This is a genomic window from Staphylococcus hyicus, assembly GCF_000816085.1.
Classification (GTDB): Bacteria; Bacillota; Bacilli; order Staphylococcales; family Staphylococcaceae; genus Staphylococcus; species Staphylococcus hyicus.
Window position 1 is genome coordinate 1,626,019 of the sequence record NZ_CP008747.1, and the last position, 26,902, is coordinate 1,652,920.

General features: G+C 35.5%; 24 protein-coding genes. 1 reads left to right on the plus strand and 23 read right to left on the minus strand.

Annotated features, from left to right (window positions below):
* Positions 1-79: 79 nt before the first annotated feature.
* Positions 80-298, plus strand: a complete 219-nt coding sequence (locus SHYC_RS07730) for a hypothetical protein (RefSeq protein ID WP_039645990.1) — start codon at positions 80-82, stop codon at positions 296-298.
* A gap of 351 nt (positions 299-649) precedes the next feature.
* Here the strand turns inward: SHYC_RS07730 and rny are convergent, their stop codons facing one another.
* The 23 genes from rny to nusA form a co-directional block, all read right to left on the minus strand.
* On the minus strand, positions 650-2,209 hold the full coding sequence (rny, locus tag SHYC_RS07735) for a ribonuclease Y (protein WP_039645993.1): 1,560 nt from the start codon (positions 2,207-2,209) through the stop codon (positions 650-652).
* A 436-nt stretch (positions 2,210-2,645) separates the two neighbouring features.
* Positions 2,646-3,689, minus strand: a complete 1,044-nt coding sequence (gene recA, locus SHYC_RS07740; RefSeq protein WP_039645995.1) for a recombinase RecA — start codon at positions 3,687-3,689, stop codon at positions 2,646-2,648.
* Between the two features lie 158 nt (positions 3,690-3,847).
* Positions 3,848-5,011, minus strand: a complete 1,164-nt coding sequence (locus tag SHYC_RS07745; protein ID WP_039645997.1) for a CinA family nicotinamide mononucleotide deamidase-related protein — start codon at positions 5,009-5,011, stop codon at positions 3,848-3,850.
* 102 nt (positions 5,012-5,113) lie between these two features.
* A complete protein-coding gene (pgsA, locus tag SHYC_RS07750) occupies positions 5,114-5,698 on the minus strand; it encodes a CDP-diacylglycerol--glycerol-3-phosphate 3-phosphatidyltransferase (protein WP_039645999.1) in 585 nt (194 codons plus the stop codon).
* A 37-nt stretch (positions 5,699-5,735) separates the two neighbouring features.
* The gene (locus SHYC_RS07755) at positions 5,736-6,131 is read right to left on the minus strand and encodes a helix-turn-helix domain-containing protein (protein ID WP_039646000.1); all 396 of its coding nucleotides are present in this window, start codon (positions 6,129-6,131) and stop codon (positions 5,736-5,738) included.
* Between the two features lie 12 nt (positions 6,132-6,143).
* A complete protein-coding gene (locus SHYC_RS07760) occupies positions 6,144-7,016 on the minus strand; it encodes a DUF3388 domain-containing protein (RefSeq protein ID WP_039646003.1) in 873 nt (290 codons plus the stop codon).
* Between the two features lie 51 nt (positions 7,017-7,067).
* Positions 7,068-7,772: an elongation factor P 5-aminopentanone reductase gene (ymfI, locus tag SHYC_RS07765; protein ID WP_039646005.1), complete on the minus strand. Its 705-nt coding sequence runs from the start codon at positions 7,770-7,772 to the stop codon at positions 7,068-7,070.
* A gap of 2 nt (positions 7,773-7,774) precedes the next feature.
* Positions 7,775-9,058 (minus strand): EF-P 5-aminopentanol modification-associated protein YfmH, encoded by a 1,284-nt coding sequence (gene yfmH / locus SHYC_RS07770; protein ID WP_039646007.1) that lies wholly within the window; start codon positions 9,056-9,058, stop codon positions 7,775-7,777.
* Positions 9,039-10,325 carry an EF-P 5-aminopentanol modification-associated protein YfmF gene (gene yfmF / locus SHYC_RS07775; RefSeq protein ID WP_052257835.1) on the minus strand — a complete coding sequence of 429 codons (1,287 nt, stop codon included), beginning with the start codon at positions 10,323-10,325 and terminating at the stop codon, positions 9,039-9,041. The genes yfmH and yfmF overlap by 20 nt, the downstream gene beginning before the upstream one ends.
* 30 nt (positions 10,326-10,355) lie before the next feature.
* Positions 10,356-11,072, minus strand: coding sequence for a GntR family transcriptional regulator (locus tag SHYC_RS07780; RefSeq protein WP_039646009.1), 717 nt, complete (start codon positions 11,070-11,072; stop codon positions 10,356-10,358).
* Positions 11,073-11,074: 2 nt separating this feature from the next.
* On the minus strand, positions 11,075-13,423 hold the full coding sequence (locus tag SHYC_RS07785) for a DNA translocase FtsK (protein ID WP_039646011.1): 2,349 nt from the start codon (positions 13,421-13,423) through the stop codon (positions 11,075-11,077).
* Positions 13,424-13,628: 205 nt separating this feature from the next.
* Complete coding sequence (rnjB, locus tag SHYC_RS07790; RefSeq protein WP_039646013.1) at positions 13,629-15,302, minus strand: ribonuclease J2; 1,674 nt, start codon at positions 15,300-15,302, stop codon at positions 13,629-13,631.
* Between the two features lie 415 nt (positions 15,303-15,717).
* Positions 15,718-17,034, minus strand: a complete 1,317-nt coding sequence (locus tag SHYC_RS07795; RefSeq protein WP_039646018.1) for a neutral metalloprotease — start codon at positions 17,032-17,034, stop codon at positions 15,718-15,720.
* A 370-nt stretch (positions 17,035-17,404) separates the two neighbouring features.
* The gene (gene pnp, locus SHYC_RS07800; RefSeq protein ID WP_039646020.1) at positions 17,405-19,507 is read right to left on the minus strand and encodes a polyribonucleotide nucleotidyltransferase; all 2,103 of its coding nucleotides are present in this window, start codon (positions 19,505-19,507) and stop codon (positions 17,405-17,407) included.
* Between the two features lie 173 nt (positions 19,508-19,680).
* A complete protein-coding gene (gene rpsO / locus SHYC_RS07805) occupies positions 19,681-19,950 on the minus strand; it encodes a 30S ribosomal protein S15 (protein WP_039646022.1) in 270 nt (89 codons plus the stop codon).
* 101 nt (positions 19,951-20,051) lie between these two features.
* Positions 20,052-21,023 (minus strand): bifunctional riboflavin kinase/FAD synthetase, encoded by a 972-nt coding sequence (locus SHYC_RS07810; protein WP_039646024.1) that lies wholly within the window; start codon positions 21,021-21,023, stop codon positions 20,052-20,054.
* A 14-nt stretch (positions 21,024-21,037) separates the two neighbouring features.
* Positions 21,038-21,955 (minus strand): tRNA pseudouridine(55) synthase TruB, encoded by a 918-nt coding sequence (truB, locus tag SHYC_RS07815; protein ID WP_039646026.1) that lies wholly within the window; start codon positions 21,953-21,955, stop codon positions 21,038-21,040.
* Positions 21,956-22,031: 76 nt separating this feature from the next.
* Complete coding sequence (rbfA, locus tag SHYC_RS07820; RefSeq protein WP_039646027.1) at positions 22,032-22,376, minus strand: 30S ribosome-binding factor RbfA; 345 nt, start codon at positions 22,374-22,376, stop codon at positions 22,032-22,034.
* A gap of 100 nt (positions 22,377-22,476) precedes the next feature.
* On the minus strand, positions 22,477-22,860 hold the full coding sequence (locus SHYC_RS07825; protein ID WP_052257836.1) for a VOC family protein: 384 nt from the start codon (positions 22,858-22,860) through the stop codon (positions 22,477-22,479).
* Between the two features lie 93 nt (positions 22,861-22,953).
* Positions 22,954-25,089 (minus strand): translation initiation factor IF-2, encoded by a 2,136-nt coding sequence (infB, locus tag SHYC_RS07830; protein WP_039646029.1) that lies wholly within the window; start codon positions 25,087-25,089, stop codon positions 22,954-22,956.
* A 16-nt stretch (positions 25,090-25,105) separates the two neighbouring features.
* Complete coding sequence (locus tag SHYC_RS07835; RefSeq protein WP_039646030.1) at positions 25,106-25,408, minus strand: YlxQ family RNA-binding protein; 303 nt, start codon at positions 25,406-25,408, stop codon at positions 25,106-25,108.
* A complete protein-coding gene (rnpM, locus tag SHYC_RS07840; RefSeq protein WP_039646032.1) occupies positions 25,405-25,692 on the minus strand; it encodes an RNase P modulator RnpM in 288 nt (95 codons plus the stop codon). Before rnpM ends, SHYC_RS07835 begins: the two co-directional genes overlap by 4 nt.
* Positions 25,693-25,704: 12 nt before the next feature.
* On the minus strand, positions 25,705-26,883 hold the full coding sequence (gene nusA, locus SHYC_RS07845) for a transcription termination factor NusA (protein WP_039646034.1): 1,179 nt from the start codon (positions 26,881-26,883) through the stop codon (positions 25,705-25,707).
* Positions 26,884-26,902: the final 19 nt, after the last annotated feature.

Sequence of the window (26,902 nt, forward strand, 5' to 3'; positions counted from 1 at the left end):
GTAAATTGTTTAACAGAGACAGGTACCATTTATTTATGATGATGGCTGTCAAAAAATAATAGGAGTTGTATTCATTTTTATGTCAATTTCAATTGATCCTGAAACATTTGCAGAACTTGTCGTCGGAGCGAATCCATCAAAAAAGGACAATCCTGAAGATATCGCAAAAGAGAGTATTGAATTATATATCCACGCTTATCGTTTAGCAGAAAAATATACCAATATTTCTTCCAATTGCTATGATACAGCTGGAGCTTTAAAAGAATTACATGAAACAGAATTAAATTTATCTCATTAATAAGAATGATTTAACAAAAGGGCTAGGACATAAATTATTTTAATTTTAATTGTTCCAAACGCCTCGTTTTTTAGGTGTCTTACCTCAAAGTCTCGGCTAAGGAAACAATTAAAGTGATGGTTTAATTCACATTCCTCTCCCTCATAAAGACTAAATATATATAACCAACAAAGTTCATGTACGAAGAATTTTGTTGGTTTTTTTGATTAACAGGGTAGCTATGTCCCACCATTTTTGTCTTGTATAGAATGACCGTTCAGTCATAATAGTCATTAATATATAGATAAATTGAGCAGGAAAGACAAGTATCAAATTAAAAAGCAATGCTACACGAGGTAACATTGCTTTTAATTATTTTGCATATTCTATTGCTCTCGTCTCACGGACGACTGTCACTTTGATATGACCAGGATATTGTAACTCATCTTCAATTTGGTTTTTGATGTCTCTAGCAAGACGATGTGCCTTTAAATCATCGATATCTTCTGGTGAAACCATTACACGTATTTCTCGACCAGCTTGAATCGCAAAAGCTTTTTCAACGCCATCATAATTTTCTGAAATACGTTCTAAGCGTTCTAAACGCTTAATATAATTTTCAAGCGTTTCTTTTCTCGCCCCAGGTCGTGCCGCTGATAGCGCATCTGCAGCTGCAACTAAAATTGAGATGATCGACGTTGGTTCCACATCACCATGATGAGAATGTATCGCATTAATAACTGTTTCTGATTCCCCATATTTCTTCGCAAGTTCTACACCGATTTCAACATGACTGCCTTCTACTTCGTGATCGATAGCTTTACCAACATCATGAAGTAAACCTGCGCGTTTTGCTAACGTCACATCTTCATTTAATTCGGCTGCTAACATTCCCGAAAGATATGCGACTTCAATTGAATGTTTTAATACATTTTGTCCATAACTTGTACGATAATGCATACGCCCGAGAATTTTTACTAAATCTGGATGCATGTTATGGATATTTAATTCAAACGTAGCTTGTTCACCCGCATCACGAATGATTTCATCGACATCACGGCGCGCTTTTTCAACCATGTCTTCAATACGCCCCGGATGGATACGACCATCTGAGACCAAGTTATTTAAGGCCGTTTTAGCAATTTCTCTTCGAATTGGGTCGAAACCAGATAAAATAACAGCTTCAGGTGTATCATCAATGATTAAATCAATACCTGTTAACGTTTCAAGTGTACGTATGTTACGACCTTCACGGCCTATGATACGTCCCTTCATTTCGTCATTTGGTAAATTGACTACAGAAACAGTCGATTCTGACGTATGATCTGCAGCAAATCGTTGAACCGTTGTTGCCAGTAACTCTTTTGCTTTTTGATTGACTTGCTCTTTTGCTTCATTTTCTTTTTCTTTAACCAATATTGCAATATCTTGTGACAACTCATCTTCCACACGTGCTAATTGTTCTTGACGTGCTTCATCTTGAGTGAGACCGGAGATGCGTTCTAATTCTTGTTCGTGCTTCATTATTATAGATTGAACACTACTCTCTTTTGCATCTACGTGTTGTTGTCTTTCTTCAAGTTTAGATTCTTTTTGCTCTAAAATCTCATCTTTTTTATCTAAAAGATCTGATTTACGCTCTAAGTTCTCTTCCTTTTGAAGAAGTCGGGATTCCTGCCTTTGAAGTTCACCACGTCGTTCTCTAAGTTCACTTTCGGTACGTTCTCTTAGAATTTGGTTTTCTTCTTTAGCTTCAATCAATTTTTCTTTTTTGAGATTCTCTGCTTCTTTATTGGCTTGTTCAATAATATCTTCAGCAGTATTACGTGCTTGAATCTGCTTTTGACGCATAACGTTTTGGGCAATAAAATACCCCACAACAACTCCTAGAATGATACCCAGCAAAATGAGTAAGAGGCTTAATAAATTCACACAAACACCTCCTTTTTCTAGGATTTGGTACTGTATGTCAATAAATCTATAAGATTATAAGATTAAAAATAAGGACCATACACATTTAATTGTACGTTTTGAACAATGAAAAATCAAGGTATCTGACAGTATCTGTGTCAAACATTTTAATTATCATATATTAATTATAGTTGATATGTAGTAGGAAGCGTCATTTAATAATCAAAGAATACAAATTTGATTTGAAAATATCATTTTTAGTAAGGTTTCATTCATGCAGTTGCACTCGATTGGATTGAATATATAAAATAGCCTTCAAAATTCAAAGCTGTTCGCTTAAGAAGTTTGAAGGCTTTTGAGTTACAACGTCCATATCAAATCGCTTGCGTGTCGTCACAACCAATACATATATACAACATTACCTCTAAATCCTCATGACATGGATAACTTGTCTCGTTTATTCATCAAATAAAGTTTGAGCTGACTCTTGTTCACTTTCTTCAACATCACCATCAAAAATACCTAATTTTTCACGGAGTTTACGGTCAATTTCATTTTCTAATTCAGGATGTTCTTTTAAGAATAATTTCACGTTTTCTTTACCTTGACCCATTCGTTCACCATTGTAAGAATACCAAGCACCTGACTTATCAACAATATCATGTTGCACACCTAAGTCGATCAGTTCACCTTGTCTAGAAATACCTTGACCATACATAATATCTACTTCAGCCACTTTGAATGGAGGTGCAACTTTATTTTTAACCACTTTGATTTTCGTACGGTTACCTACAATATCTTGTCCTTGTTTTAATTGTTCAGCACGACGTACTTCCAATCGAACAGAACTGTAGAACTTTAAAGCTCGACCACCTGGCGTAGTTTCTGGATTGCCGAACATTACGCCTACTTTTTCTCGAATTTGGTTAATAAAGATTGCCGTTGTATTCGATTTTGAAATTGCTGCTGACAATTTACGTAATGCTTGAGACATTAAACGTGCTTGTAAACCAACATGTGTGTCCCCCATTTCGCCTTCGATCTCAGCTTTTGGAGTTAATGCAGCCACAGAGTCAACAATGATAATGTCAACCGCGCCGCTACGAACAAACGCTTCAGCTATCTCAAGCCCTTGCTCACCATGATCTGGCTGCGATAAATATAAATTATCTATATCTACACCTAAAGCTTGAGCGTAGACTGGATCAAGCGCATGCTCTGCATCAATAAACGCAGCCACACCACCATTTTTTTGCACTTCAGCAATGGCATGTAATGCTACGGTTGTTTTACCTGAACTTTCAGGTCCATAAACTTCAATAATACGACCTTTTGGATAGCCACCTACACCTAATGCATGATCTAATGTAACAGAACCACTAGATACACTAGAAACACGACGATCTTTATTTTCGCCAAGTTTCATGACGGCACCTTTCCCAAAAGATTTTTCCATATTTTTTATTACTGTATCGAGTGCTTTTTGACGTTCATTATCCAATTTAGGACCCCCTATTGAGTGTAGTTTCCTTAAGTAGTTAATTTATACTATACATGCTTGTACAAAAAAACTCAAGCTTTTTGCGAATATTTGTTCGCTGTTTTCCATGCGCGATTTCTTATAAAAGCGAACATTTGTGCTGAAATAGTAATTGTAAATCATTTCTCTCCTCTTTTTTTCAAATGATTTAGCCATTGTATCATGACATAATTTGATGTTCTTTCAAATAATCTTAACTGTCGTTCAGATATTGTCATTTCAATGACTTCTATTGTATTACCTGTTAAAAATCCAATATAAACGTGATCTTTTTCCGATAAAATGCTTATTGCATCTCTAGAATTAAATAAAGATTGCACAAAGCATGCAGATTCATATAATTGTGTGTACATATTATTATTCGCTATAAATTGAGAGTCGTGCAGGAAATAGCCTTTAAATAGTGTATGATGTGCGTGATGCTTATGTTCGTTTAATTTTAAATTCAATGCGCCCTCTGTGACACCATCATACACAGCAACTGTATGTTTTAACTGATTCATTACACTTTCAGCTAAAGTGGTTTCATTTGAACCGTAGTAAAATTGACCGAGGCGTTGTAATATAATATTTTTTACAGGTGTGATCCGCGTTTGACATTCTTGTTGATTCTTATCATTTGCAGTTAACCGTAATGTAACTTCATGAGAACCTGCTAACGGTGCTATCGTAGGATTTGACTGTGTCTCAATCAAATCCATTAATACTGTTTCTACTTTTGATTCACCAATACCAGCAAAGCGCAACACTTCTGAAAAAATCGTATGTCCCGATTCATTAAAATATGGCAGCATATAACGATTAACCATCGGTTTAAGTTCTTTAGGCGGACCAGGCAATAATACAATCTTTTGTTGTTGATGTTCAATAAGCATTCCAGGTGCCATTCCAACATCATTTTTTAAAACATGAGATCCGGATATTATAAGTGCTTGCTGCCGGTTATTTGGTGTCATTTCTTGATGTTGTGATTTAAAATAGTCTTCTATCGACAAGAGTGCTTCTTCATCTATTTCCAAGCGTTTTCCTAACACCTCAGCGACAGTTTGTTTCGTTAGATCATCTTTAGTAGGTCCTAAACCACCTGTTAAAATGATACAATCATAAGAACGCAAAGTTCGTTGAAGTACAGATTTCAATCGTTCAGCATTGTCACCTACAACAATATGCTCTAAGACATCGTGGCCTGCTTGATTCATTACCCGCGATAAATATTGCGCATTCGTATTTGCTATTTGTCCTAATAATAATTCAGAGCCAACACCTATCATGCATATTTTCATCTATTCCATCCTCAACTTTCTCCATATAAAATGAAACCTCTCATAAAGATAATGTTTAGCCAAGCTGCATCAAACACAAATCTCATATGAGAGGTCTTCATCTTATTGTTTATCTTGTAAAAATACGTCTTTACCTTTATAAAAATATTCTATACCAGATAAAACAGTAAAGAATACGCCAATATAAAGTAAAATGGTTCCAAGAGAAAAGCCTAACCATTGACTGAAAGGATCTCCTAATAGTAAAAAGACTAAAGCGACCATCGTCACAGCTGTTTTAATTTTTCCAAGCTGGCCGGCAGCACTTACAAAACCTTGTTCAATTTGTAATAATCGTAAACCTGTGACCGCAAATTCACGTGCAATAATAATGACTGCTACAACAGAGTTTGTTAATCCTAGCTGTACTAAAACAATTAACGCTGCTGACACAAGTAATTTATCCGCCAATGGGTCTAAAAATTTCCCCATATTCGTCACCAATTGCCATTTACGTGCCAAATAGCCATCCACCCAGTCACTTACTGAAGCGAAAATAAAAATCAAACCACTGATTAAAAATTCTACACGAATAGACATGCCGCCTAAAAATGAAATCTGTCCCATGCCAAAATCAATTAACGCAAATAACATAAAGACAGGAATTAAGATTACACGTAGTAACGTAATCTGATTGGGTATGTTCATTTGTATATCCTCTTTTCATATTACTCATTTATTTATATTATAACATAAGGTAAAGTATGCCCCATAGTACACTTGTAATTAAAATACTACTTCCAATAAAGATCATCAGCCATTTTGATTCATATGTTGATGCATTTAATTGAAACTGGTCTGGGTTCTCACGAAGTTTCTTAAGTGTCTCTTTTGCTTGATAATGAGATGTGGGTAATTCATGTTCATGTTCAGAAATGAGCAAATCACCATCCATATTAATAGCCTGTGCATATTTTTGGACGAACCCCTTCGCATACTTAGGATATTGGAGAGACTCGAAATCATTTTTTTCGATATGAATTAAAGTTTGACGTTTGATATGCGTCCGTTTCTCTAATTCAGTTAAAGTTAATCCCATTCTTTCTCGTCTACCTTGTAGCACTTCGCCAATTTGTTTCACCAATGTACCTCCTTAAAATGGTTTGAAACCACCATCAATGCCCTGCCCAAATCCGTCACCGAAACCATCACCAAATCCACCAAATTCATCGCCAAAATTTAAATTGTTCTTACTTTTTACTGTTTTCTTTTTCATGTCATCATATTCAATTTTTTGGTTTTCTTCAGCTCTTAATTCAATAATATAATCGAAATCGTCCATCACGTAATCGCTTGCTTCTACAAATAAATCAGGATGTTCCACAACTTTCACTGAGGGCAATGTCATTACTTCTTTAACCAATTCTTGATGTTTTTGATTGGTTTCTCGAGCAGTCACTGCACCATCAATAATATAAACATGATCTTTGTCATACTCTCCTTTAATAAGCGAACTTCTTACAGTTTGTTTAATTAAAGTAGAACTAATAAAAAGCCATTTTTTATGTGCTGATACACTTCCTGCAACGATGGATTCTGTTTTACCTACGCGAGGCATCCCTCTAATTCCAATTAATTTGTGTCCTTCTTCCTTAAATAATTCAGCCATAAAATCTACAAGCAATCCAAGGTCATAGCGTTCAAAACGGAAAATTTTCTTATCGTATTTATCCTGTTTAATATATCGACCATGACGCACGGCAAGTCGGTCTTTAAGTTCTGGTTCTCTAAGCACACGTAAGGAGATGTCATCAATTTCTTGAAGCAATGTTTCAAAGCGTTTCACTTTTTCTTCACTATCCGATTTAATTATAAAAGCACGACGGGAATTATCAATTCCATTAATTGTACCGATACTAATCCCCATCATCCCTAATAAACTCGAAACATCACCTAACAGCCCTTCACGGTTAATATTAATTTCATATTCTAAATACCATTCTTTTTTTTCCTTCATTGTCGTCATTACAAAACACCCCTATCCCTATGCATGACATATTAACCGTATTATATCAAACTATCGGTACCAACCACCATTAATCCGTTGAACCGTCCCTGTAATACTTTGAGCATAAGGAGAAATTAGATAACGACATGCATGTGCAATTTCATTTACATTGATTAAGCGCTGTTGTGGTATAGTTTCAATCACAGCCTTTATATCTTCCTCTTCTAATTCATCTGTCATGCGACCTTCGACAATTCCAGGCGCAATAGCATTGACAGTTAGAGGGGTAAGGGCGACCTCTTCACTTAACGCTTTTACAAAACCAATTTGAGCAGCTTTCATCGTGGAATAAATCGTTTCAAAACTCGCACCTTTTTCTCCCCAAATTGAAGAAATAACAATGATACGGCCGCGAGGACTTTGAATCAACTGATTTAAAAAATATTGCGTCATTTTAATGAATTGATATACATGTACGCGGTACATGTCATCGATGTCTTTATCAGTCACATCTTGTAACATACCATATAAGCTTTGACCACTTACGTATATGAATACATCAACGTTAGAAATGTGTTCGAAATGTTTTTTGTAATCAATGGGTTGTGTTAAATCAATTTGAAGAAATTGAACAGGTTCATCTTTAAATGTTTCTTGCAAATCTAATAATGCAGTTCGATGATAAGTTAAAATTACTTCAAATCCATCATCTAGAAGTTTTTTTACAATAGCTTGACCAATCGAACCTGATCCACCAATAACGAGCGCTTTCATTCTTACTTCATCTCCAAACGACTGTCGACGCATTCCTCTAGATTTAATCTTTGTTTTACTGTTTCATTCATTGATTCTAGAGTAATATCATCGATAACATCTAATAATTCAAACAAACTGACACCATCAAAATAATATTTCGTATATTGATTTGCGATATACTCCGGTGCGTTTAAACTTGATATATATTCACCAATAAACTGTTTTTTCAACAAATCAAAGCCTTCTTGATCTTTTACTTGACCATAATTCGCATGTAACGCATCAAGTAATCTTTGCTTCAATTGGTCTGGTTCTGTTGTAGCAGACGTAATAAGAGAAAAACTATATGTAGGTTCAATGACAGTTTGATAACTAAATGTTTCGTCGATTAACGCATCATCTAAAATACGTTGGTAAAATTCAGTCTCTTCACCATAAATCAATTCAAAAAAGAAGGACATTTCAATATCTTCTTTCACACGTTGCAAATCCGTAACAGGATATAAATGATTTTTAAATCCTAACATTAACCTTGGTGATTGTATGGCCATCGCCTCTGAAACTTTACTTTGAACAATATGAGGAGACTCATTTAACGGGTCACGCTCAATGGCTGGTTGCGCCTCAATTTGGCGTGCTGATTCATGTTGTTGCACAATGTTCAATATGTGTTCTGGTATGACGTCACCGACTACAAACAACACCATATTTGATGGATGATAGAATGTATGATAGCAACGATATAAATCATCTTTTGTAATGTTATATATACTTTCAACACTGCCTGCAATATCAACACGAACGGGATGCGTGTGATACATCGACCTTAACGTATTAAACATGAGTTTGTAGCCTGGTTGCTCTTGATACATCTTTATTTCTTCTGCAATTATCCCTTTTTCCTTCTCAACTGTAGCTTTCGTAAAGTACGGAGATTCCACCATTTTTAGTAAACGTAAAATATTATCTTCAATATGATTTGTTGCACTAAAAAGATAACTTGTACGATCAAATGTAGTGAATGCATTTACTTGAGCATCATGTTCAGCAAAATCAGTAAACACATCTCCGTCTTCTTTCTCAAATAGTTTATGTTCTAAAAAATGTGCAACACCATCTGGAACTGTCACAAATGAGTTTTGATCATGCGGCTTAAATCGAAAATCAAGTGACCCAAATGCAGTTGTATATGTAACAAATGTTTTTTGAAATCCTCGCTTTGGAATGATAAAAACATTTAAACCGTTCTCAAGTTTTTCACTGTAAACCGTTTCATCTATTTGCTCATAATACGTCTTTTGCATCTGCTTCACCTGCTTTCGTCATCGTATATATCGTATCTAGTTGCGACTCTTGACATAATTTTTGAATATCTTCTCGCGTGACATCTTCAATTTTTTTGATGAATGAAGTATCGTCCTCAACGCGCGTTAATAACAATTGATTATGTAATACCTCAATAATATGTTTTGGTCGATCTTTCGCTTCTTTACGATGTGATAATATAATTTTTTTCGCTAATTGAAGTTTTTCATCTGGAAATTCTCCGCGTTTAAACCGATCAAATGCTGCTATAATCGTGCTTTTAGCTTCCTCAACATCTTTAATCGACACGCCACTTGTAACATAGAGGAATCCATTTTTCCCGTCAATTTGTGAATGAATCGAATAGGCTAAACTTTTTTGTTCCCTAACTTCATTAAATAGTACAGAAGAAGGATCGCCTCCAAACATCGTATTAAAAACAGTAAACGCATAGTAATTAGCTTGCCCTAATGCTGTATTAAATCGAAAACCAAAATTAAGTTTGGCTTGATCAACATCCTCATATTCCACTACATCATTGATGGTATGATTCGCTTTTACTTCCTTTGAAATCGACTTAAATGTTGCTGCTTTAGGTCTAATGTGAAACGTTTTAGCAATATTGTGTTTTATTTCCGTTTCATCTACATTGCCCACAACGTATATGTGGCAAATATCTTCTTCTAACATTTTACGATATGTATGATATAGGCTTTCTGGCGTTATCTGATCAATATGCTCTCGTTCACCTGCTGCCATAAAACGATATGGATGATTGCCAAACATATGCTTCAATAAATTTAAGTAAGCAATTTGTGATTTATTATCCTCTATAGCTGTTAATTTTTTCTTAAGCAACATTTTTTCTTGTTTTAAAAATCCAGAATGAAAAGCGTTATTTTCAATAAGCGGATGATATAATATTTCCTTGAGTAATTCGATTCCCTTTTCAAACAATGGCATCGCATCTTTTAAATAGCGTTCATTCACAATTTCTAACGTTAACGTTAAAACGTGACGATCTTTATATTTTGAAACGTAACTATTCACATATGCACCATATAAAGTAGACAAATGTTGGTTAAACGTTCGATCTGAAGGCCACCGTTTTGTAGCACGAATTAACATTTTACTTAACAAAGATCGTTCTGTCATCGTGTGAATGTCTAATGGAGCCATAAATTTAAACGTAATCATTGTCGTTTTAAATTTATCTGTTTTATGAATATGTATATGATCTAAAGCTGATATTTGTGTATCGTTCAAATAATCTCCTCCTTGATGGTATTTAATATATTATAGACGTTTTCGAATCGTACGAAACTTAACGAGACTACTTTTAAAATAATTTAAGGAATACAAGATTGGCATGTCATCTTCTGTATAATGAACTTGTTTTAACAACATTAAACCGTCATGGGGATCAGACTCTAGCGCATCTGATATATACGGTTCATAACTAATGGCTTGTATTTCTGTTTCAGCATAGGCAATTTCTTTTTCAGTAACTTGTTCAATCGCTTTCAAAATTGAGGTTTGTTGGTGATGTTGACCGTAATAATCTAAAACGTTAGCTGCAACTTTGTCTAAACAATAGACGACTGGGTGATTATCTGCAGTACGTATACGCTCTATAACTGTAATTGTTTCATTTGGTTCTACATTCATCACTCGACTATCGTGTAAAGATGCTGGCTCTTGATCTAAACTTAAAAATACTGTCCCATGAGCATAGCCTTTGTCAGAAATCATGCGGCTAATACTCATCAATTCATCTAATGGGTAAAAGAAGGGTTGCGGTATATTTACACGCGCACCTTCTTCAAAATTTTCAGTGACAATTTGTTCAGTAATTAACTCATGTATTGCCACAGTGACGTGCTCAGTACTTACGTCACACGTTCGCGCCAAGTTAAAAATACTTGGGAGTGATTCGCCAGGTTTCAAAGCTTCTGTTTCAATTTGATTTAATATCCAAGCTTTAACTTTATTTACCTCTGGTGTTACAGACATATTTACACCTCTCCATCATTTAAATCCACTAATATTTGTCTAGGTTTACTTCCTTTTTGAGGACCAATGACTTGGTTTCTCTCTAAATCATCCATAATTCGGGATGCACGATTATACCCTATTCTAAATTGTCGCTGCAATAGTGACGTACTTGCCTTTTGTTGCTCTAAAACAAATAAATACGCCTCTTTATATAAAGGATCATCACTTTCAGCTTCATTCTGCTCTACTACTTCACTTGGTTCCATTTCTTTCACGTAATTTGCCGATTGCTGCGCCACAACATAGTCTACAATTTTTTGAACTTCACTATCACTTAAAAACGCACCTTGCACACGTGTACGTACGGAACCGCCATTTTGAATGAACAACATGTCACCTTTACCTAATAATTTTTCTGCGCCACCACTATCAATAATTGTACGTGAATCCGTTTGAGAGCTTACAGCAAATGCAATCCGGGAGGGAATATTATTTTTAATTAATCCTGTAATAACATCTACAGAAGGCCGTTGAGTCGCAATAATTAAATGTATTCCCGCAGCTCGTGCCATTTGTGTGATACGTGTAATGGCTGTTTCAACATCTTTACCTGCAACCATCATTAAATCCGCCAATTCATCGACAATTACAACGATATAAGGCAATAAAGGCTCTTTTTCACCAAGCTCTTTATTTTTTCTTGTGATAAACGCATTGAAACCTTCTATATTACGTGTCCCTGAATGTTGGAATAAATCATAACGGCGTTCCATCTCCCCTACTACTTTTTCAAGCGCTTGTGCCGCTTTATGTGGATTGGTTACAACAGGGGTTAATAAATGTGGAATACCATTGTATACGTTTAATTCTACCATTTTTGGGTCAATCATCATAAGTTTTACTTCGTGAGGTTTTGCATTGAGTAATATGCTAGTAATAATGCCATTTATACAAACAGATTTACCACTACCAGTTGAACCCGCAACAAGTAAATGTGGCATTTTATTAAGTTCTGCTGTCATCGGCTCCCCAGATATATCACGACCTAAAGCGACTTCTAGTTTATTATTGGTAGGAAATTTCTCTTGAAGTACTTCTTTTAAAGAGACTAAGGCAATATTGTCATTCGGTACTTCAATACCTACCGCTGATTTACCCGGTATCGGTGCCTCGATACGAATATCTTTTGCAGCAAGTGCTAAAGCGATATCGCTATGTAAGTTAACGATGCGACTCACTTTTACTCCTTGTGCAGGTTGAACTTCATATTGTGTTACAGCAGGTCCAATTTTGATTTGAGTCACTCTGGCATTGACTCCGAAATTTTTTAAAGTTGTTTCCAATAATTTACCTTTTTGTTGAACTTCTGACTTACTTGTAGTTTGTTGTTTTTTCGGTTCATCTAATAAGGTTAATGGCGGGAGCTCATATGCTTGATTTTCAATCTCACCCGCTTCAGAAATCGTACCTTCCGCCTCGACTTTTATGTCATCCGATGCTTTTGCTTTTGTAGATGTGTTTTTTGGCACCTCATCTACAGTATGTGTCGAATTATTGGCTGATACTATAGATCCGTTTGGTTCAGAAGGTGAATGTTGATCTTGATGCCCAAATATCGGAATAGTTGGTACATCTTGTGTTTCTGCTGTTTCCTCAAAAGGTACCTCTTGAAAATTTGACACATCTCTAGGGGTATTTTGAATGTGCTGCTGTTCTAATTTTTGTTGACGTGCTTCACGTCGCTTTAATTTATACTGATGATACTTATCGTAAGACTTCTCAGCATGCGTTTTAGAATTTTCTAACCACAATTTAGTCACATCTCGATGACGTTTTTTTAACAATAAAATGATACTTGATATAAGCAGCGTAAGTGTTAATAAAACTACTCCGATAATTGAAATCAAAGGTGTTAAAATATTTACAAAATGATATCCAAATAGACCTCCTCCGAAATTAGGAAAACGCATATCTTCATATTGTTGATATACAAACGAGAGTACCGGTTCACGCTTACCTTTCGCGCCTTGTGTTGCTTGATAATATAATTGTGCAATAAATAATAATGCTATTTGAAGTAAGATGGAACCCGTCAATCGTCGAGATTTAGGCAGCTTGCCATTATATGCAAGAAAACCAATTGCTAGCAATAACAAAATATATGTTAAATAACGTGTTAATCCAAATAAATAATTAAAAAAACTATCTATCGCAATACCAACGATACCTAATTGAAATAAACCGAGCATGATAACAATAACAAAAGCAATCGCTACGACAAAACGTAATGATGTCTCTTTTTGTTTCTTTTTAGTTGTACGTTTTCTACGTGTCGATGTAGACGATTTGCGTTTTTTTGTTTGTGCCATGTTAAATCACCTTCTTTTAAATTGAAAAATCTGAAGCACAATATGTTTATGTATCTTCATAATATCGCCTTGCCATGACGTCATCGGTATTCAACGTCACACCTTACATTATGTAAAAAAACGAATCCTCCCTTTAAAAACAACTTTCTTTCAAAGAGAGGGATTCGATTGAGTTCATTTGTCTCTGATCTTTAGATCACATATGTTAAATTTCTGAGATGACTGGAATTATCATTGGTCGTCGACGCGTGCTCTCAAATAATAATTTACTAATTTGATCACGCATATTTTGCTTAATTTCCGACCATTCAATATGTTGAGATTGTAAACCTTCTTCAACAATTTCACGTACTTTTTCTTCTGCTTCTTTGAGTAATGCTTCACTTTCACGTACATATACAAAACCACGTGATTGAATTTCAGGTCCAGCCGCGATTCTTTTATTTTTTGGATCTAATGTAACGACCGCTATAAAGATGCCATCTTGGGCAAGTAAATGTCTGTCGCGTAAAACAATGTTTCCGACATCACCAACACCAATTCCATCAATAAGGACATTGCCAGCATGAACTTTTTCATTTAAAGTCATATCTTTGCCATCAAAATTGATAACATCTCCAGCTTCTACAAGGAATATTTTTTCGGGTTTGACACCAGACTCACTAGCCAGTTTGGCATGCGCAATTTGCATTTTGAATTCACCTTGAATAGGAATGAAATATTCAGGTTTCATCATGTTTAACATCATTTTAAGTTCTTCCATGCATCCGTGACTAGATGCGTGAATTTTTTTGTTATTCGGAATGATTTCTGCACCTGCGCGCACGAGTTCATTAAGTGTATCTCCGATAATAACTTCCATATTAGCTGAAGCTGTTATGGCTAGAAAGACAGAGTCACCTGGCTCAATATTCATAATTTTGTGTTTTTGACGGGCCATTTGATTTAATGCTTCCACTGGCTCACCTTGCATACCAGTAGCAATAATTATTATTTCGTTTTTTGGATAATTTTCTATTTCATTAATTGGAATCAATAAATCTTTTGGAATATCAAAATATCCCATTTTTCGTGCAATGTTAAATGAACTTTCGAGTGAACGCCCTAAAAACGACACTTTACGATTTAGTCGTGCTGCAATGTTCAACACTTGTTGGATACGAATAAAATTCGAAGCAAAACATGATACGATTAAACGACCTTTAACCTTTGTGAATGCATCATACATGTGAGACTCAATCACATTTTCTGGTGTATTATACCCAGGTTTTTCCGCTTCATTTGAATCACTGAGAAGTGCAAAAACACCATTTTGACCGATTTCAGCCATCTTTTGAATATCCGGTGCATAATGACCTTGTAAACTTTGATCAAATTTAAATTCGCCTGTATATACAATGGCACCGTATGACGTATGAATACATACCCCTAAACTATCTGGAATACTATGCGTCGTGTTAAAGAATGTCACATTGACTCCTTTAAAGCGCATTACAGAATCATGATTAACCACATAATATCTTATTTTTTTGTCAATATTACGTGCTTTCATGTTTTCTTTAACGAGACCAATAGTCAGTTTAGAACCATATACTGGTGCATCTACTTGTTCTAGCACGTATGTTACCGCTCCAATGGCATGCTCATGACCATGTGTTAAGAATATACCTTTCAACTTGTGTTTATTCTCGATGACATATTGAATATCCGGAATGACAATGTCGATACCTAACATTTCATCTTCTGGAAACATAAGTCCAGCATCAAGCATAAACATTTCATCGTCTACTTCAATGATATACATATTTTTCGCAATTTCACCCACGCCACCAAGCGGGATGATACGTATATTTTTATTTTTCTTCTTTACTAAATTCAAAATGTTACCTCCTATTAGATATAGCCCGTCCATCATACATTCATTTCTTATTATAGTTGATAACATAACGTCTGTACACTATTAAAACATTTGGCTTATAGTATATATTCTAAAATGAGGATGATGCGAACCATAAGTTAAACTAAAATGGTGTACTCAATTTGAGACGTAAGGTTATTTGATTCTACTTCTTGAATAATAAGTGGCCTATTCTATACCATTTCATTCATTACTTCTCACATCATCAAAATAGCCAACAAAATTCATTTGGTCATGAACTTTGTTGGCAAAATTTGTGCGTATATAAACGGGAGTTGCATATTGTCGTTAAAAAGTAAAGATAATAATACAATAAATAATTTTTAATGGTTTCTTAGCCAAAATGCGCCATCATGCCGAAACCTAAAATCCATATTTATTTTACTTTAACATAATTAACTTTTTCATCTTTATCTTTAGGTACTTTAATTGGTGATGTTGTTTCAAACATAACTGACCCTTGTGGTGCTAATGTTTGAGGTAATTCACGAACAGGTTTAGGACTAATGCTATTCAATCCCGGTGCACCATTAAAACCATGTAATCCAGTAGCTTCTTTTTTCTCTAATGCTACTCTAAAGTTAGTCATAAATTCCCCAAGTGACATTTTAGGATCCACATGTTTATGAATGGCATTTTCTAATGCTTCACTTGTATTTGCTGGATCTTGTAAAATCTCTTTAAAAATTTTATCGCCGTTATCACTTTGCGCACTTAAATATTGTGAAAATAGATAAGATAATGCGTAGTTTGAAAGCACGTCACCGCGATGATTCCATTTAATTAAAGAATGGCCATTCGCTATAGATGTAGAATTGTTGTAATATTCAATTCTATGATCTAAAGGTTTTTGAAGATACATATGTTCACTTGCCATTGCAAATGCTTCATCTAACCAAACATCCATTCCATCTTCTTTTTGTTCTTTGAGTAATTTTTGGTTCGCATTCACCATATGTTGATACTCATGAGCAAGTGTTGAATAGACTTTCTTTTCATTTAGATTATTTTTATCCGTTCCCATTGATGGGTACGTGTCCATATAAAAGACTTCTGCTTTATTTGAATGAGGCACATCGTAAAGATCTCTCGGATGGAAATATCCACCAGTGTATGAACCTGTTGTTTCAAAGTCATCTTTAATGTCATAGACTAAAATATTTACTTTTCCATCGTGGTCAACGTCTGAAGGTTCACCAAATTTTTCTTTAACAAGGGGATCAATTTTATTATCAAATTCTTCTCCAATGTTCTTTGCTTGTTTATCTGTAATATAATTATCAGCAACCCAAACATTCGTATTTTTACCATTATATTTTAATTTAGCAGCTGTACGTTCATTTTCATTCGTTCTCATATTTACGGTTGTAAATGAGCGAACATCGTTTAATTTTGAATTTGATAATGCATTTTCAGATTTTCGTGCACGCTCTGTAATTGGTGTTTTTTCTTTAGGTGCTTTAAATACTTTATCTTCTTGAAAGGATTGTAAATTTCTAGGTTTCATCGAATCTATCGTACTCTGTTTAAAATTGTTTTGTTTTAAAGTACCAATCGATGACTCTTGCGCATTTTTATTAATATCCTCGTTATTAATGATGTAAGTGTGTGCATCTGCAAAAGACCCTAAAGTGAAAGTTGCAAGTAACGAACTTGTGACAAGTGACGTAACCAATTTCTTTTTGTTTATCATGATGCTTCCTCCTTAAATCTTTATTAACATAAAGTTAGCATTTAATTAAACTCGAATCAATACTTTAATTATCTAATAATTTAATGATATTTTAACAACATAATATTAACCATAGATTTAATATTTATATACATTGCTGTGTAAATATACGTCAAGAAATGAATATTCTATTCCCATAATAAATTTTTATAAATTTTCAATAATTTGTAACATTTAAAAAATTCTATAATTAACATGTACTGACCTTCTCTTAAACCGAATGGTTAAGTGTTCATTGATACATATGACGACTCACGTAGTTATTTATTTGCATAAAAAAAGAAGCCGTCTATGTCTAAATAGAACGACTCCATCTCTTAAATTTAGATTTTTATTTCGAGTTTAATAAAACTTTGTGTGATGCATTGACACGACCTTGTTTATCAATTTCAGTAACTTTGACTTGAAGTGTATCTCCAATTTTCAATACATCTTCTACTTTATTAATGCGTTCATTTGCAATTTGTGAAATATGAACTAACGCATCTTTACCTGGGAATAACTCAACGAATGCGCCAAATTTTTCAATGCGTTTAACTTTACCTTCGTAGATTTGACCCACTTCAGCTTCACGTACAATACTTTCAATCCATGAACGCGCCTGATTAATCATCTCTTGTTCTGTTGAACCAATATAAACCGTACCATCTTGTTCAATGTCTAACTTAACGCCCGTTGCATCAATAATTTCATTAATTTGTTTACCGCCAGGACCTATGACATCTCTAATTTTTTCTGGTTTAATTGTTAATATTTCTACCTTAGGTGCATAAGCACTTAATTCTGGACGTGGTTGCTCAATCGTTTGAAGCATGTGGTCTAAAATTGCTAAACGACCTTGACGTGCTTGTTCAAGGGCTTCTTCAATGACTTCTTTCGTTAAACCATCTATTTTAATGTCCATTTGAATCGCAGTGATTCCTTCTTTTGTACCTGCCACCTTAAAGTCCATATCACCTAACGCATCTTCCATACCTTGAATATCAGTTAAAATGGTATAACTTTCATCACGTGTGACAAGCCCCATTGCAATTCCTGCTACAGGCGCTTTAATTGGTACACCCGCATCCATTAACGCAAGTGTTGAACCACAGATAGATGCCTGAGATGATGAACCATTTGATTCTAAAACTTCACTTACGATACGTACAGTGTAAGGGAATGTTTTTTCATCTGGAATGATATATTTTAATGCGCGTTCCCCTAAAGCGCCATGACCAATTTCGCGACGACCAGGTGCACGAACTGGCCCTGTTTCACCTACTGAGAAGTTCGGGAAATTGTAATGGTGCATAAATCGTTTGTGTTCTTCTTCACCTAAACCATCAATAATTTGGTACTCAGAAATCGAACCAAGCGTTAACACAGATAATGCTTGCGTTTGACCTCGTGTAAATAAGCCTGAACCATGGGCACGTGGCAACAATCCAACTTCTGAAGATAATGGTCGAATTTCATCTGGTTTACGTCCGTCAGGTCTCACTTTCTCATCCGCAATCAGACGACGTACTTCTTCTTTAATTAACGCATTAATAATTTGGTTGACTTCTTGGATTAAAGCCTCATTTTCAGGATCTTCTTCGTTAATATATTCAGCTATAATTGTTTCTTTTGCAGCATCTAAGTTTGCTTCACGTTCTTGCTTATCAACAGTTTGAATTGCTTGATAAAGTTGATGTGCTTCAGCTTTAGCTTTAACAGAATCAATTAATGTTTCATTTTTTTCTTGCGGCACAAAGTCATGTTTTTCAGGTTGAATATGCGCAATGATTTCTTCTTGGAAAGCACATAAACGTTGAATTTCTTTGTGTCCAAATAAAATCGCTTCTAACATTTCTGCTTCAGTGATTTCACTTGCTCCCGCTTCTACCATGTTAATCGCATCTTTATGTCCAGCAACTTCTAAATCCAAACGTGATGTTGCTTGCTGTTCTAAATTAGGGTTAATCACAAACTCCCCATCTACATAACCTACATTAACACCTGCAATAGGGCCTTGGAATGGAATATCAGAGACACTGAGTGCCATAGATGATCCTATCATTGCTGCCATTTCCGGTGAACAATTTGGGTCTGCACTTAACACCATATTCATAATTTGAACATCATGGCGATACCCGTCTGGGAAAAGTGGACGGATTGGACGGTCAATTAAACGCGCTGTTAACGTTGCTTCATCAGCTGGTCGTCCTTCACGTTTTTTAAAGCCACCTGGAATTTTACCAGCAGCATACATTTTTTCTTCATAGTTTACTGTTAATGGGAAGAAATCACCATCGCGTGGCTCCTTAGAGGCTGTTGCCGTCGATAAAACTACTGTATCTCCATAACGAACAAGGACAGCACCGTTCGCTTGTTTCGCGAGTTGACCTGTTTCAATTGTTAACGGTCGATTGGCCCACTCCGTTTTAAATACCTTTTTTTCTTGAGACATGCGTTATCTCCTCTCTCCTACTTCTAAATACATTTCAAATACATTTCAATCCTATTATAGCTTACGATTAAAAAACGTTACAAACGCTTTAAAAACCGTGAATGCGGACTTACGCTTATAGTAAAAAAAGAAAGAAACCAAAGCCTGGCCTCTTTCTTTCAATGTAAAATACATTAACGACGGATACCTAATGACTTAATAAGTTCACGGTAACGTTGAATGTCTTTTTCACGTAAATAGTTTAATAAATGGCGACGACGACCTACCATTTTTAATAAACCACGACGAGAGTGGTGGTCTTTTTTATGTGTACGTAAGTGATCGTTTAATGCATTAATTTCTGCAGTTAACACAGCGATTTGAACTTCTGGTGAACCAGTGTCAGATTCGTGTGTACGGTATTGTTTAATTAATTCATTTTTGCGTTCTTGTGAAATTGCCATTTGTCAATTTCCTCCTTTAATTTTTTAAATGCCTTAATCCGAGTGAGGCGTCGGAGTCTCAACCTACCAAGACTAAGGTCGTAAGTCTTTACTTACAGACCTTATTTATTATAAGATACTTTATCACCAAAATCAACAGATAATAAATATTTGGCACGTTCTTTATCTTGATTCATCTGTGCGACTAAAGGGTCGATTCCATCAAATTTTAATTCAGGACGAATATAATGATGCCAGTATAATACAACGCGTTCACCGTAAATCGTATCATCAAAATCGAATATATTGACTTCGATAACCACTTGAGGCAAATCTTCATGGAATGTTGGTTTAACACCCACATTACAAACGCCTCTATATATAGTGTCACTCGATCCTATTTTCATCGTGACTGCATAAACACCTTTCGTTGGTAACAAATAGTCATCACTAGGTTCTATATTAGCAGTCGGAAATCCAATCGTACGTCCACGTTTCTCACCTTGGACGACAGTCCCTTTAATTTGATAACGATAGCCTAATTGTTCATTTGCTTTTTGTAAATTCCCTTTTTTTAACGCTTCACGTATAGCCGTCGTGGAAATTTTCTCATTATCAATATCCTGTTTGCCTACTGTAATACAGTCGAATTGCTCTCTGTACTCCTGTAACATGGCCATATTGCCTTTACCATATTTACCAAAAGTAAAATCAAATCCAGCAACAATGACTTGAGCTCGATTTTTCAATAAATAATCTTTCACAAAAGATTCTGAAGAGACTTCTGCGAAACGAGATGAAAAATTGACTACTAAGCAATAATCAATTTCATATTGGCGTAAAAGGTTGAGTTTATCATCTAAAGGTGTTAAATATGTCGTACGCTTTTGTTTAGGATTTAAAACGACTGAAGGATGGGGATCAAAAGTCATGACTGCTTTTTTTAGGTGACGCGCGTTTGCAACCTCATTCAATTTTTCGATCAATGCTTGATGCCCACGGTGGAGGCCGTCAAAAAATCCTAATGCAATTGCAATATCCTCTTGAATGTACTGCTCAGGTTGAATGGGGTGTGTAATTTCTATAACTTCCATATTCCTATGCTCCTTTAGTTAAACACCTTTTTCGGTTTAATTTCGCTGTGATTCGACGGATGTGGCTCATAAATGGCTAAAACTGCATTTGATGTTGCATCAACAAAAACACATTGGTTTTGAATTTTTATATTTAATGGTTGGCGTAACAATTTTTGACCATTAGAAATACGTTGTTTTAATTGTTCGTCATCCACATATATCATGGGTAAAGCTTTCAACCCATAAATCATAGGTAGAATAAAATCTTTCAATGTATCATTTTGATGTTTTTCTGCTATCGATTCAATTGATAAAGCTTGATCGATATGAAAACCACCACTTTCTATACGTGTTAAACGAGACATATGTGCAGGCACATTTAACTGCTTTCCAATATCAGTTGCTAAAGTCCGAATATACGTACCTTTGCCACAGGCTACTTCTATATTAAATGTAGCACATTCTTTATCAAAAACCACTTGATTTATTCGATCTATTTTCATAATTTCGACTTGGCGTGCCGGCCGCTCAATTGTTTCACCACGTCTGGCATATTCATACAATTTTCGACCATTCACTTTAACAGAAGAGTACATTGGGGGGATTTGTGTGATTACGCCTTGAAAAGAAGCCAGCACTTCGTCTATTTGTTCTTCGGAAATAGATTGTGCCGCAATGCTTTCCTGTTTTATTATTTCTCCCGTTTGATCCTCTGTAGTCGTTGAGATACCTAATGTAACTTCTGCTATATAAGTTTTCCCCATATCCATCACATAGTCACTTAATTTTGTAGCTTGACCAATACAAATCGGCAGTACGCCATCTACTTCGGGATCTAAAGTCCCTGTGTGGCCAATCTTCTTTGTCTTCAAAATTTTTCGTAGTTTAAAAACTACATCATGACTTGTTAATCCACGCGCTTTATACACAGGTAAAATACCATGATACATTTTACTCACCTCTTGTCATAAAAAAACTAGGATACGATTCACACTTTGGTTCTGAAACGTATCCTAGTAGCACAATTTAATCTTTTTTGTGTAAATCTTGAATCAATTGTTCGATTCTATTACCATATTCAATCGATTCGTCATATTCGAATTGCAATTCAGGTACAACGCGCAAACGCATACGTTGTCCAATTTCAGTTTTGATAAATCCTTTAGCTTTTTCTAGCCCTTTAAATGTATCTTCTTTCTCTTTATCGCTACCAAGCACTGTACAATACACCTTTGCTAACGATAAATCATTTGTAGGTTGAACATCTGTAATTGTCAAAAATCCTACACGTGGATCTTTGAGCTTATTATTAATGATATCCATTAATTCTTTTTTCATTTGTTCACCAACGCGTTCAGCTCTCATATTCATTCTTTCTCACCTCTTTGTATACATATTTCTAACATTAACTTCAATAACATATTATAAATGAGAGACGAAATGTCCGTCAATGTGCAAACTCTAACCTCAGCTAATCATTGAAAACGAGAACATTGAAGAAATGTTGGTCAATATCTTGAAATACACAACCGATAAATCCATTACGCTCATGCTTCGGTTGAATCAATGTTCCACCTGCATGGGTCACTTTTTCAATCAGCTGATCTAATTTTGACTCATCAGCGACTGAAAGTGAGATAAGGACATCATGACCACTCACTTCTTGCTGCACATAAGCATGAAACGTAGGTTTTTCAACGAACATTATCGGCGAAGATGGACCAGCTTTTATTCCAAACATATGACCTTGCTGTTCAGGTCGTTGCATAATTTCAAAACCTATTTTCTTATAAAACGCCATACTTGCATTTAAATCTTTTACAGCTAAATTAAACCACATATTCGTCACTATCATTCGAATCCCCCTTGTTCACATAGGCATAATAAAAAAGAAGCAAGGACCTTCATTTGTCCAAGCTCCTTAAATCATCATGAAGTGATCAGCTTCCTATTTACGCTCAACTTCAACCATTACGTAAGCTTCAATAATATCGCCTTCTTTAATATCATTGAATTTCTCAATTGTGATACCACATTCGTACCCTTGTGCCACTTCTTTCGCGTCATCTTTAAAACGTTTTAACGTGTCTAATTCACCTTCGAACAAGACAACACCATCACGAATAATACGAACGCCAGAGTCACGTGTGATTTTGCCATCAATAACATAACTACCTGCAATCGTTCCAACTTTAGAAACTTTGAATGTTTGACGTACTTCAGCTTGACCGATGACTTTTTCTTCATATTCAGGATCAAGCATACCTTTCATCGCAGATTCGATTTCTTCGATAACATTATATATAACGCGATGTAAACGCATATCGACATTTTCAGCTTCTGCCGCACGTTTCGCACCTGCATCTGGACGTACATTGAAACCGATAATAATACCGTTCGAAGCGTTTGCTAAAGTAACGTCAGATTCATTTATCGCACCTGTCGCAGTATGAATAATACGTACATTGACACCTTCAACATCAATTTTCATTAATGAGGCTGCAAGTGCTTCGACTGAACCTTGTACATCACCTTTGATAATGACATTTAAATCTTTCATTTCACCTTGCTTCATTTGTTCAAACAAGTTATCTAATGATACATTTTTACTTTCTTGACGTTGTTGTAAAATACTTTGTTGCTCACGTGCTTCACCAATACGACGCGCTTTCTTTTCATCTTTAAAGACAACGAAGCGGTCACCTGCTTGTGGTACATCATTTAAACCGGTGATTTCAACAGGCGTAGAAGGACCAGCAACTTTTATTCGCTTCCCAAGATCATTCACCATTGCACGGACTTTACCATGTGTATTACCTACGACAATCGCATCTCCAACATGAAGCGTACCATTTTGGACAAGCAATGATGCAGCTGGACCGCGAGATTTATCTAATTCTGCTTCAATTACCGTACCCACTGCCGCTTTATCAGCATTGGCTTTTAATTCTTGCACCTCTGCTACAAGCCCAATCATTTCCAGCAAATCATCAATGCCTTCACCGCTTAAAGCTGAAAGTGGGACGAAAATCGTATCGCCACCCCAGTCTTCAGGAATGAGGTTATATTCCGTTAATTCTTGCATCACGCGATCAGGGTTTGCTGTTGGTTTATCGATTTTATTCACAGCGACAATAATTGGCACTTCTGCCTCTTTGGCGTGGTTAATCGCTTCGATCGTCTGAGGCATCACACCATCGTCAGCAGCCACTACTAAAATCGTGATATCTGTCACTTGCGCACCACGTGCACGCATTGTTGTAAACGCTGCGTGTCCTGGCGTATCTAAAAATGTAATTTTCTTATCATTATTTTCAATTTGATAAGCACCGATATGTTGTGTAATACCGCCTGCTTCTCCTTCAGTAACACGTGTATTTCGAATAGAGTCAAGGAGTGTTGTTTTACCGTGGTCTACGTGACCCATAATCGTCACGACAGCTGGTCTTTCAGATGCATCTGCATCATTTTCCACATCTTCAAAATAAATCGTTAAGTCATTATCATCTATGACGACTTCTTCTTCCAATTCAACACCATAGTCAGAAGCAACAAGCTCTAACGCCTCAATATCAAGCGATTGATTGATATTAGCCATGATACCTAATAAGAATAGTTTTTTAATAATTTCTGATGAATCCACACCTAATTTGTCAGCCAATTCTCCTACAGTGATGCCTTCTGTATACGTAATTTTAGACGGCATTGCTTTAGGTTCTGGAGCAGGTGTTGCTTGTTTTTGTTTTTGATTACGGTTTTGCTTATTATTTTTGTTATGACGCTTGTTGTTTTTTGTTTGTTTAGCATTACCGTTATTTTTAGTGGAATTATGTTGCTTGTTTTGATTTTGTTTCGGTTGTTCTTTCTTTTGACCACTTTGTGTGGATTGATTTTTTTTAGATGATGACTGTTCTTTAGATGTGTTGTCTTTTTTGAATGCTTTGTCTAATGTTTTCACATGATCATCTTCTAATGTTTGCATGTGGTTAGATACTTCTACGCCAGACTTTTTTAATTCGTCAATAACATCTTTACTCTTTATATTTAATGATTTGGCATATTCATAGATTCTTTGTTTACTCATTGAACCACTCCTTACTTTATTCATCGATCATAGAAATTAATTTCTTTGCGAAACCTTGATCGGTGATGCCGATATTAACCCGTGCTTCTTTCCCAACCGCTTCACCCAGCTCATAGCGGTTACTAATCAAGCGATACGGAATGTGATAACTTTTACATTTATTCGTCAGTGTTTTTATTGTATTTTCTGATGCGTCACTTGCGATAAGCACTAGGTAAAGTCGTTGTTTCTTAATTTCCGTTAGAATGACACTTTCGCCACTTTTTACTTTACCCGCGCGCATTGCAAGTCCTAAAAAATTTAGTAATGGTTGTTTCATTTTGTTGGAATCTCTTCCCTATAAATTAAGCGGATAATTTCTTTATATACTGGCGCTAATTCATCTTGAGATGCTTTAAAAAACTGTTCTAGTTTTTGTGAAGCTTGTGCTTTTTCAATAAGGGTAACATCTTTTGATACATAGGCACCACGTCCTTGTTTTTTTCCCGTGGCATCTGCAGAAATTTCGCCTTCTTTATTTTGAACCACACGTATCATATCTTTTTTAGGTTTCATTTCATTCGATAAAATACATTTACGCATAGGAATTTTACGTTTTTTCAAGAAAAATACCTCCTATTCGTTTTCGTGCTGACTTTCTGATGATTTATCAAGTACTTCATCAATTTTAATTACTTCTTCATCATCTAAATTGTCTTGAACAGAACTTTCCACTTCTTCATTGGATTTAGACGTGTATTTATCTTCAAGTTGCAAATCTTTTGCGTCTGATTCAGATTTAATGTCAATTTTCCAACCCGTTAATTTAGCTGCTAAACGTGCATTTTGACCACGCTTACCGATAGCTAAAGAAAGTTGATAATCTGGAACAATTACAGTCGTGGATTGATTTTCTTCATCAACGATAACATCTACAACTTGTGATGGACTTAAGGCGTTGCTTACAAACACTTTAGGATCATCGCTCCATTGAACGATATCAATTTTTTCTCCACCTAATTCTTCAACTACCGCTTCAACACGTGCACCTTTGGCACCAACACAAGCACCAACAGCATCGATATCCGGATTATCTGAATGCACGCTGATTTTAGAACGATCACCTGCTTCACGTGCAACAGATTTCACTTCAACTGTACCTTCAAAAATTTCAGGCACTTCTTGTTCAAACAAGCGTTTAAGTAAGCCTGGATGACTACGTGAAACGTAAATTTGAGGACCTTTTGTCGTTTGTTCTACTTTGTTAACGAATACTTTAATTCGTTCATTAGGAACATACGTTTCATTTGGACTACGTTCTGCTTCAGAGAGCACTGCTTCTGTGCGTCCTAAATTAACATAAACATATCGGTGATCGACACGATCAATGACACCTGTCATAATATCTTCTTCTTTGTCGATAAATTCTTCATAAAGAATTTCGCGCTCTGCATCACGTAAACGTTGCATTACAGCTTGTTTCGCTGCTTGAGCACCTACACGCCCAAAATCTTTAGGTGTAACATCTTCCTCATAAATGTCTCCTACTTCATAAGCAGGGTTTTTAACTAAAGCTGTAGATAAATCCACTTCTTCTCTATCGTCAAATACTTCCTCTACAACTTCTTTACGAGAAATGACACGGAATGTACCGCTGTCTAAATTTAATTCAACACGTACATTGCGCGCACTATCATAATTTTTTTTGTAAGCAGTAATTAAAGCTGCTTCAATGGCATCTACTAAAACCTCTCTAGGAATCTTTTTTTCCTTTTCAAGATACTCAGTAGCTAATAATAATTCATTACTTTTCACGCATACTTCCTCCTAACAT

Bases quoted from the DNA above. Each gene is read 5' to 3' on its own strand.
- SHYC_RS07730 (WP_039645990.1), top strand. From the start codon at position 80: ATGTCAATTTCAATTGATCCTGAAACATTTGCAGAACTTGTCGTCGGA.
- SHYC_RS07745 (WP_039645997.1), bottom strand. From the start codon at position 5,011: ATGAAAATATGCATGATAGGTGTTGGCTCTGAATTATTATTAGGACAA.
- pgsA (WP_039645999.1), bottom strand. From the start codon at position 5,698: ATGAACATACCCAATCAGATTACGTTACTACGTGTAATCTTAATTCCT.
- SHYC_RS07760 (WP_039646003.1), bottom strand. From the start codon at position 7,016: ATGACGACAATGAAGGAAAAAAAAGAATGGTATTTAGAATATGAAATT.
- ymfI (WP_039646005.1), bottom strand. From the start codon at position 7,772: ATGAAAGCGCTCGTTATTGGTGGATCAGGTTCGATTGGTCAAGCTATT.
- yfmH (WP_039646007.1), bottom strand. From the start codon at position 9,058: ATGCAAAAGACGTATTATGAGCAAATAGATGAAACGGTTTACAGTGAA.
- SHYC_RS07780 (WP_039646009.1), bottom strand. From the start codon at position 11,072: ATGTCTGTAACACCAGAGGTAAATAAAGTTAAAGCTTGGATATTAAAT.
- SHYC_RS07785 (WP_039646011.1), bottom strand. From the start codon at position 13,423: ATGGCACAAACAAAAAAACGCAAATCGTCTACATCGACACGTAGAAAA.
- SHYC_RS07795 (WP_039646018.1), bottom strand. From the start codon at position 17,034: ATGATAAACAAAAAGAAATTGGTTACGTCACTTGTCACAAGTTCGTTA.
- pnp (WP_039646020.1), bottom strand. From the start codon at position 19,507: ATGTCTCAAGAAAAAAAGGTATTTAAAACGGAGTGGGCCAATCGACCG.
- rpsO (WP_039646022.1), bottom strand. From the start codon at position 19,950: ATGGCAATTTCACAAGAACGCAAAAATGAATTAATTAAACAATACCGT.
- SHYC_RS07810 (WP_039646024.1), bottom strand. From the start codon at position 21,023: ATGGAAGTTATAGAAATTACACACCCCATTCAACCTGAGCAGTACATT.
- truB (WP_039646026.1), bottom strand. From the start codon at position 21,955: ATGTATCATGGTATTTTACCTGTGTATAAAGCGCGTGGATTAACAAGT.
- rbfA (WP_039646027.1), bottom strand. From the start codon at position 22,376: ATGAATATGAGAGCTGAACGCGTTGGTGAACAAATGAAAAAAGAATTA.
- SHYC_RS07825 (WP_052257836.1), bottom strand. From the start codon at position 22,860: ATGATAGTGACGAATATGTGGTTTAATTTAGCTGTAAAAGATTTAAAT.
- infB (WP_039646029.1), bottom strand. From the start codon at position 25,089: ATGAGTAAACAAAGAATCTATGAATATGCCAAATCATTAAATATAAAG.
- SHYC_RS07835 (WP_039646030.1), bottom strand. From the start codon at position 25,408: ATGAAACAACCATTACTAAATTTTTTAGGACTTGCAATGCGCGCGGGT.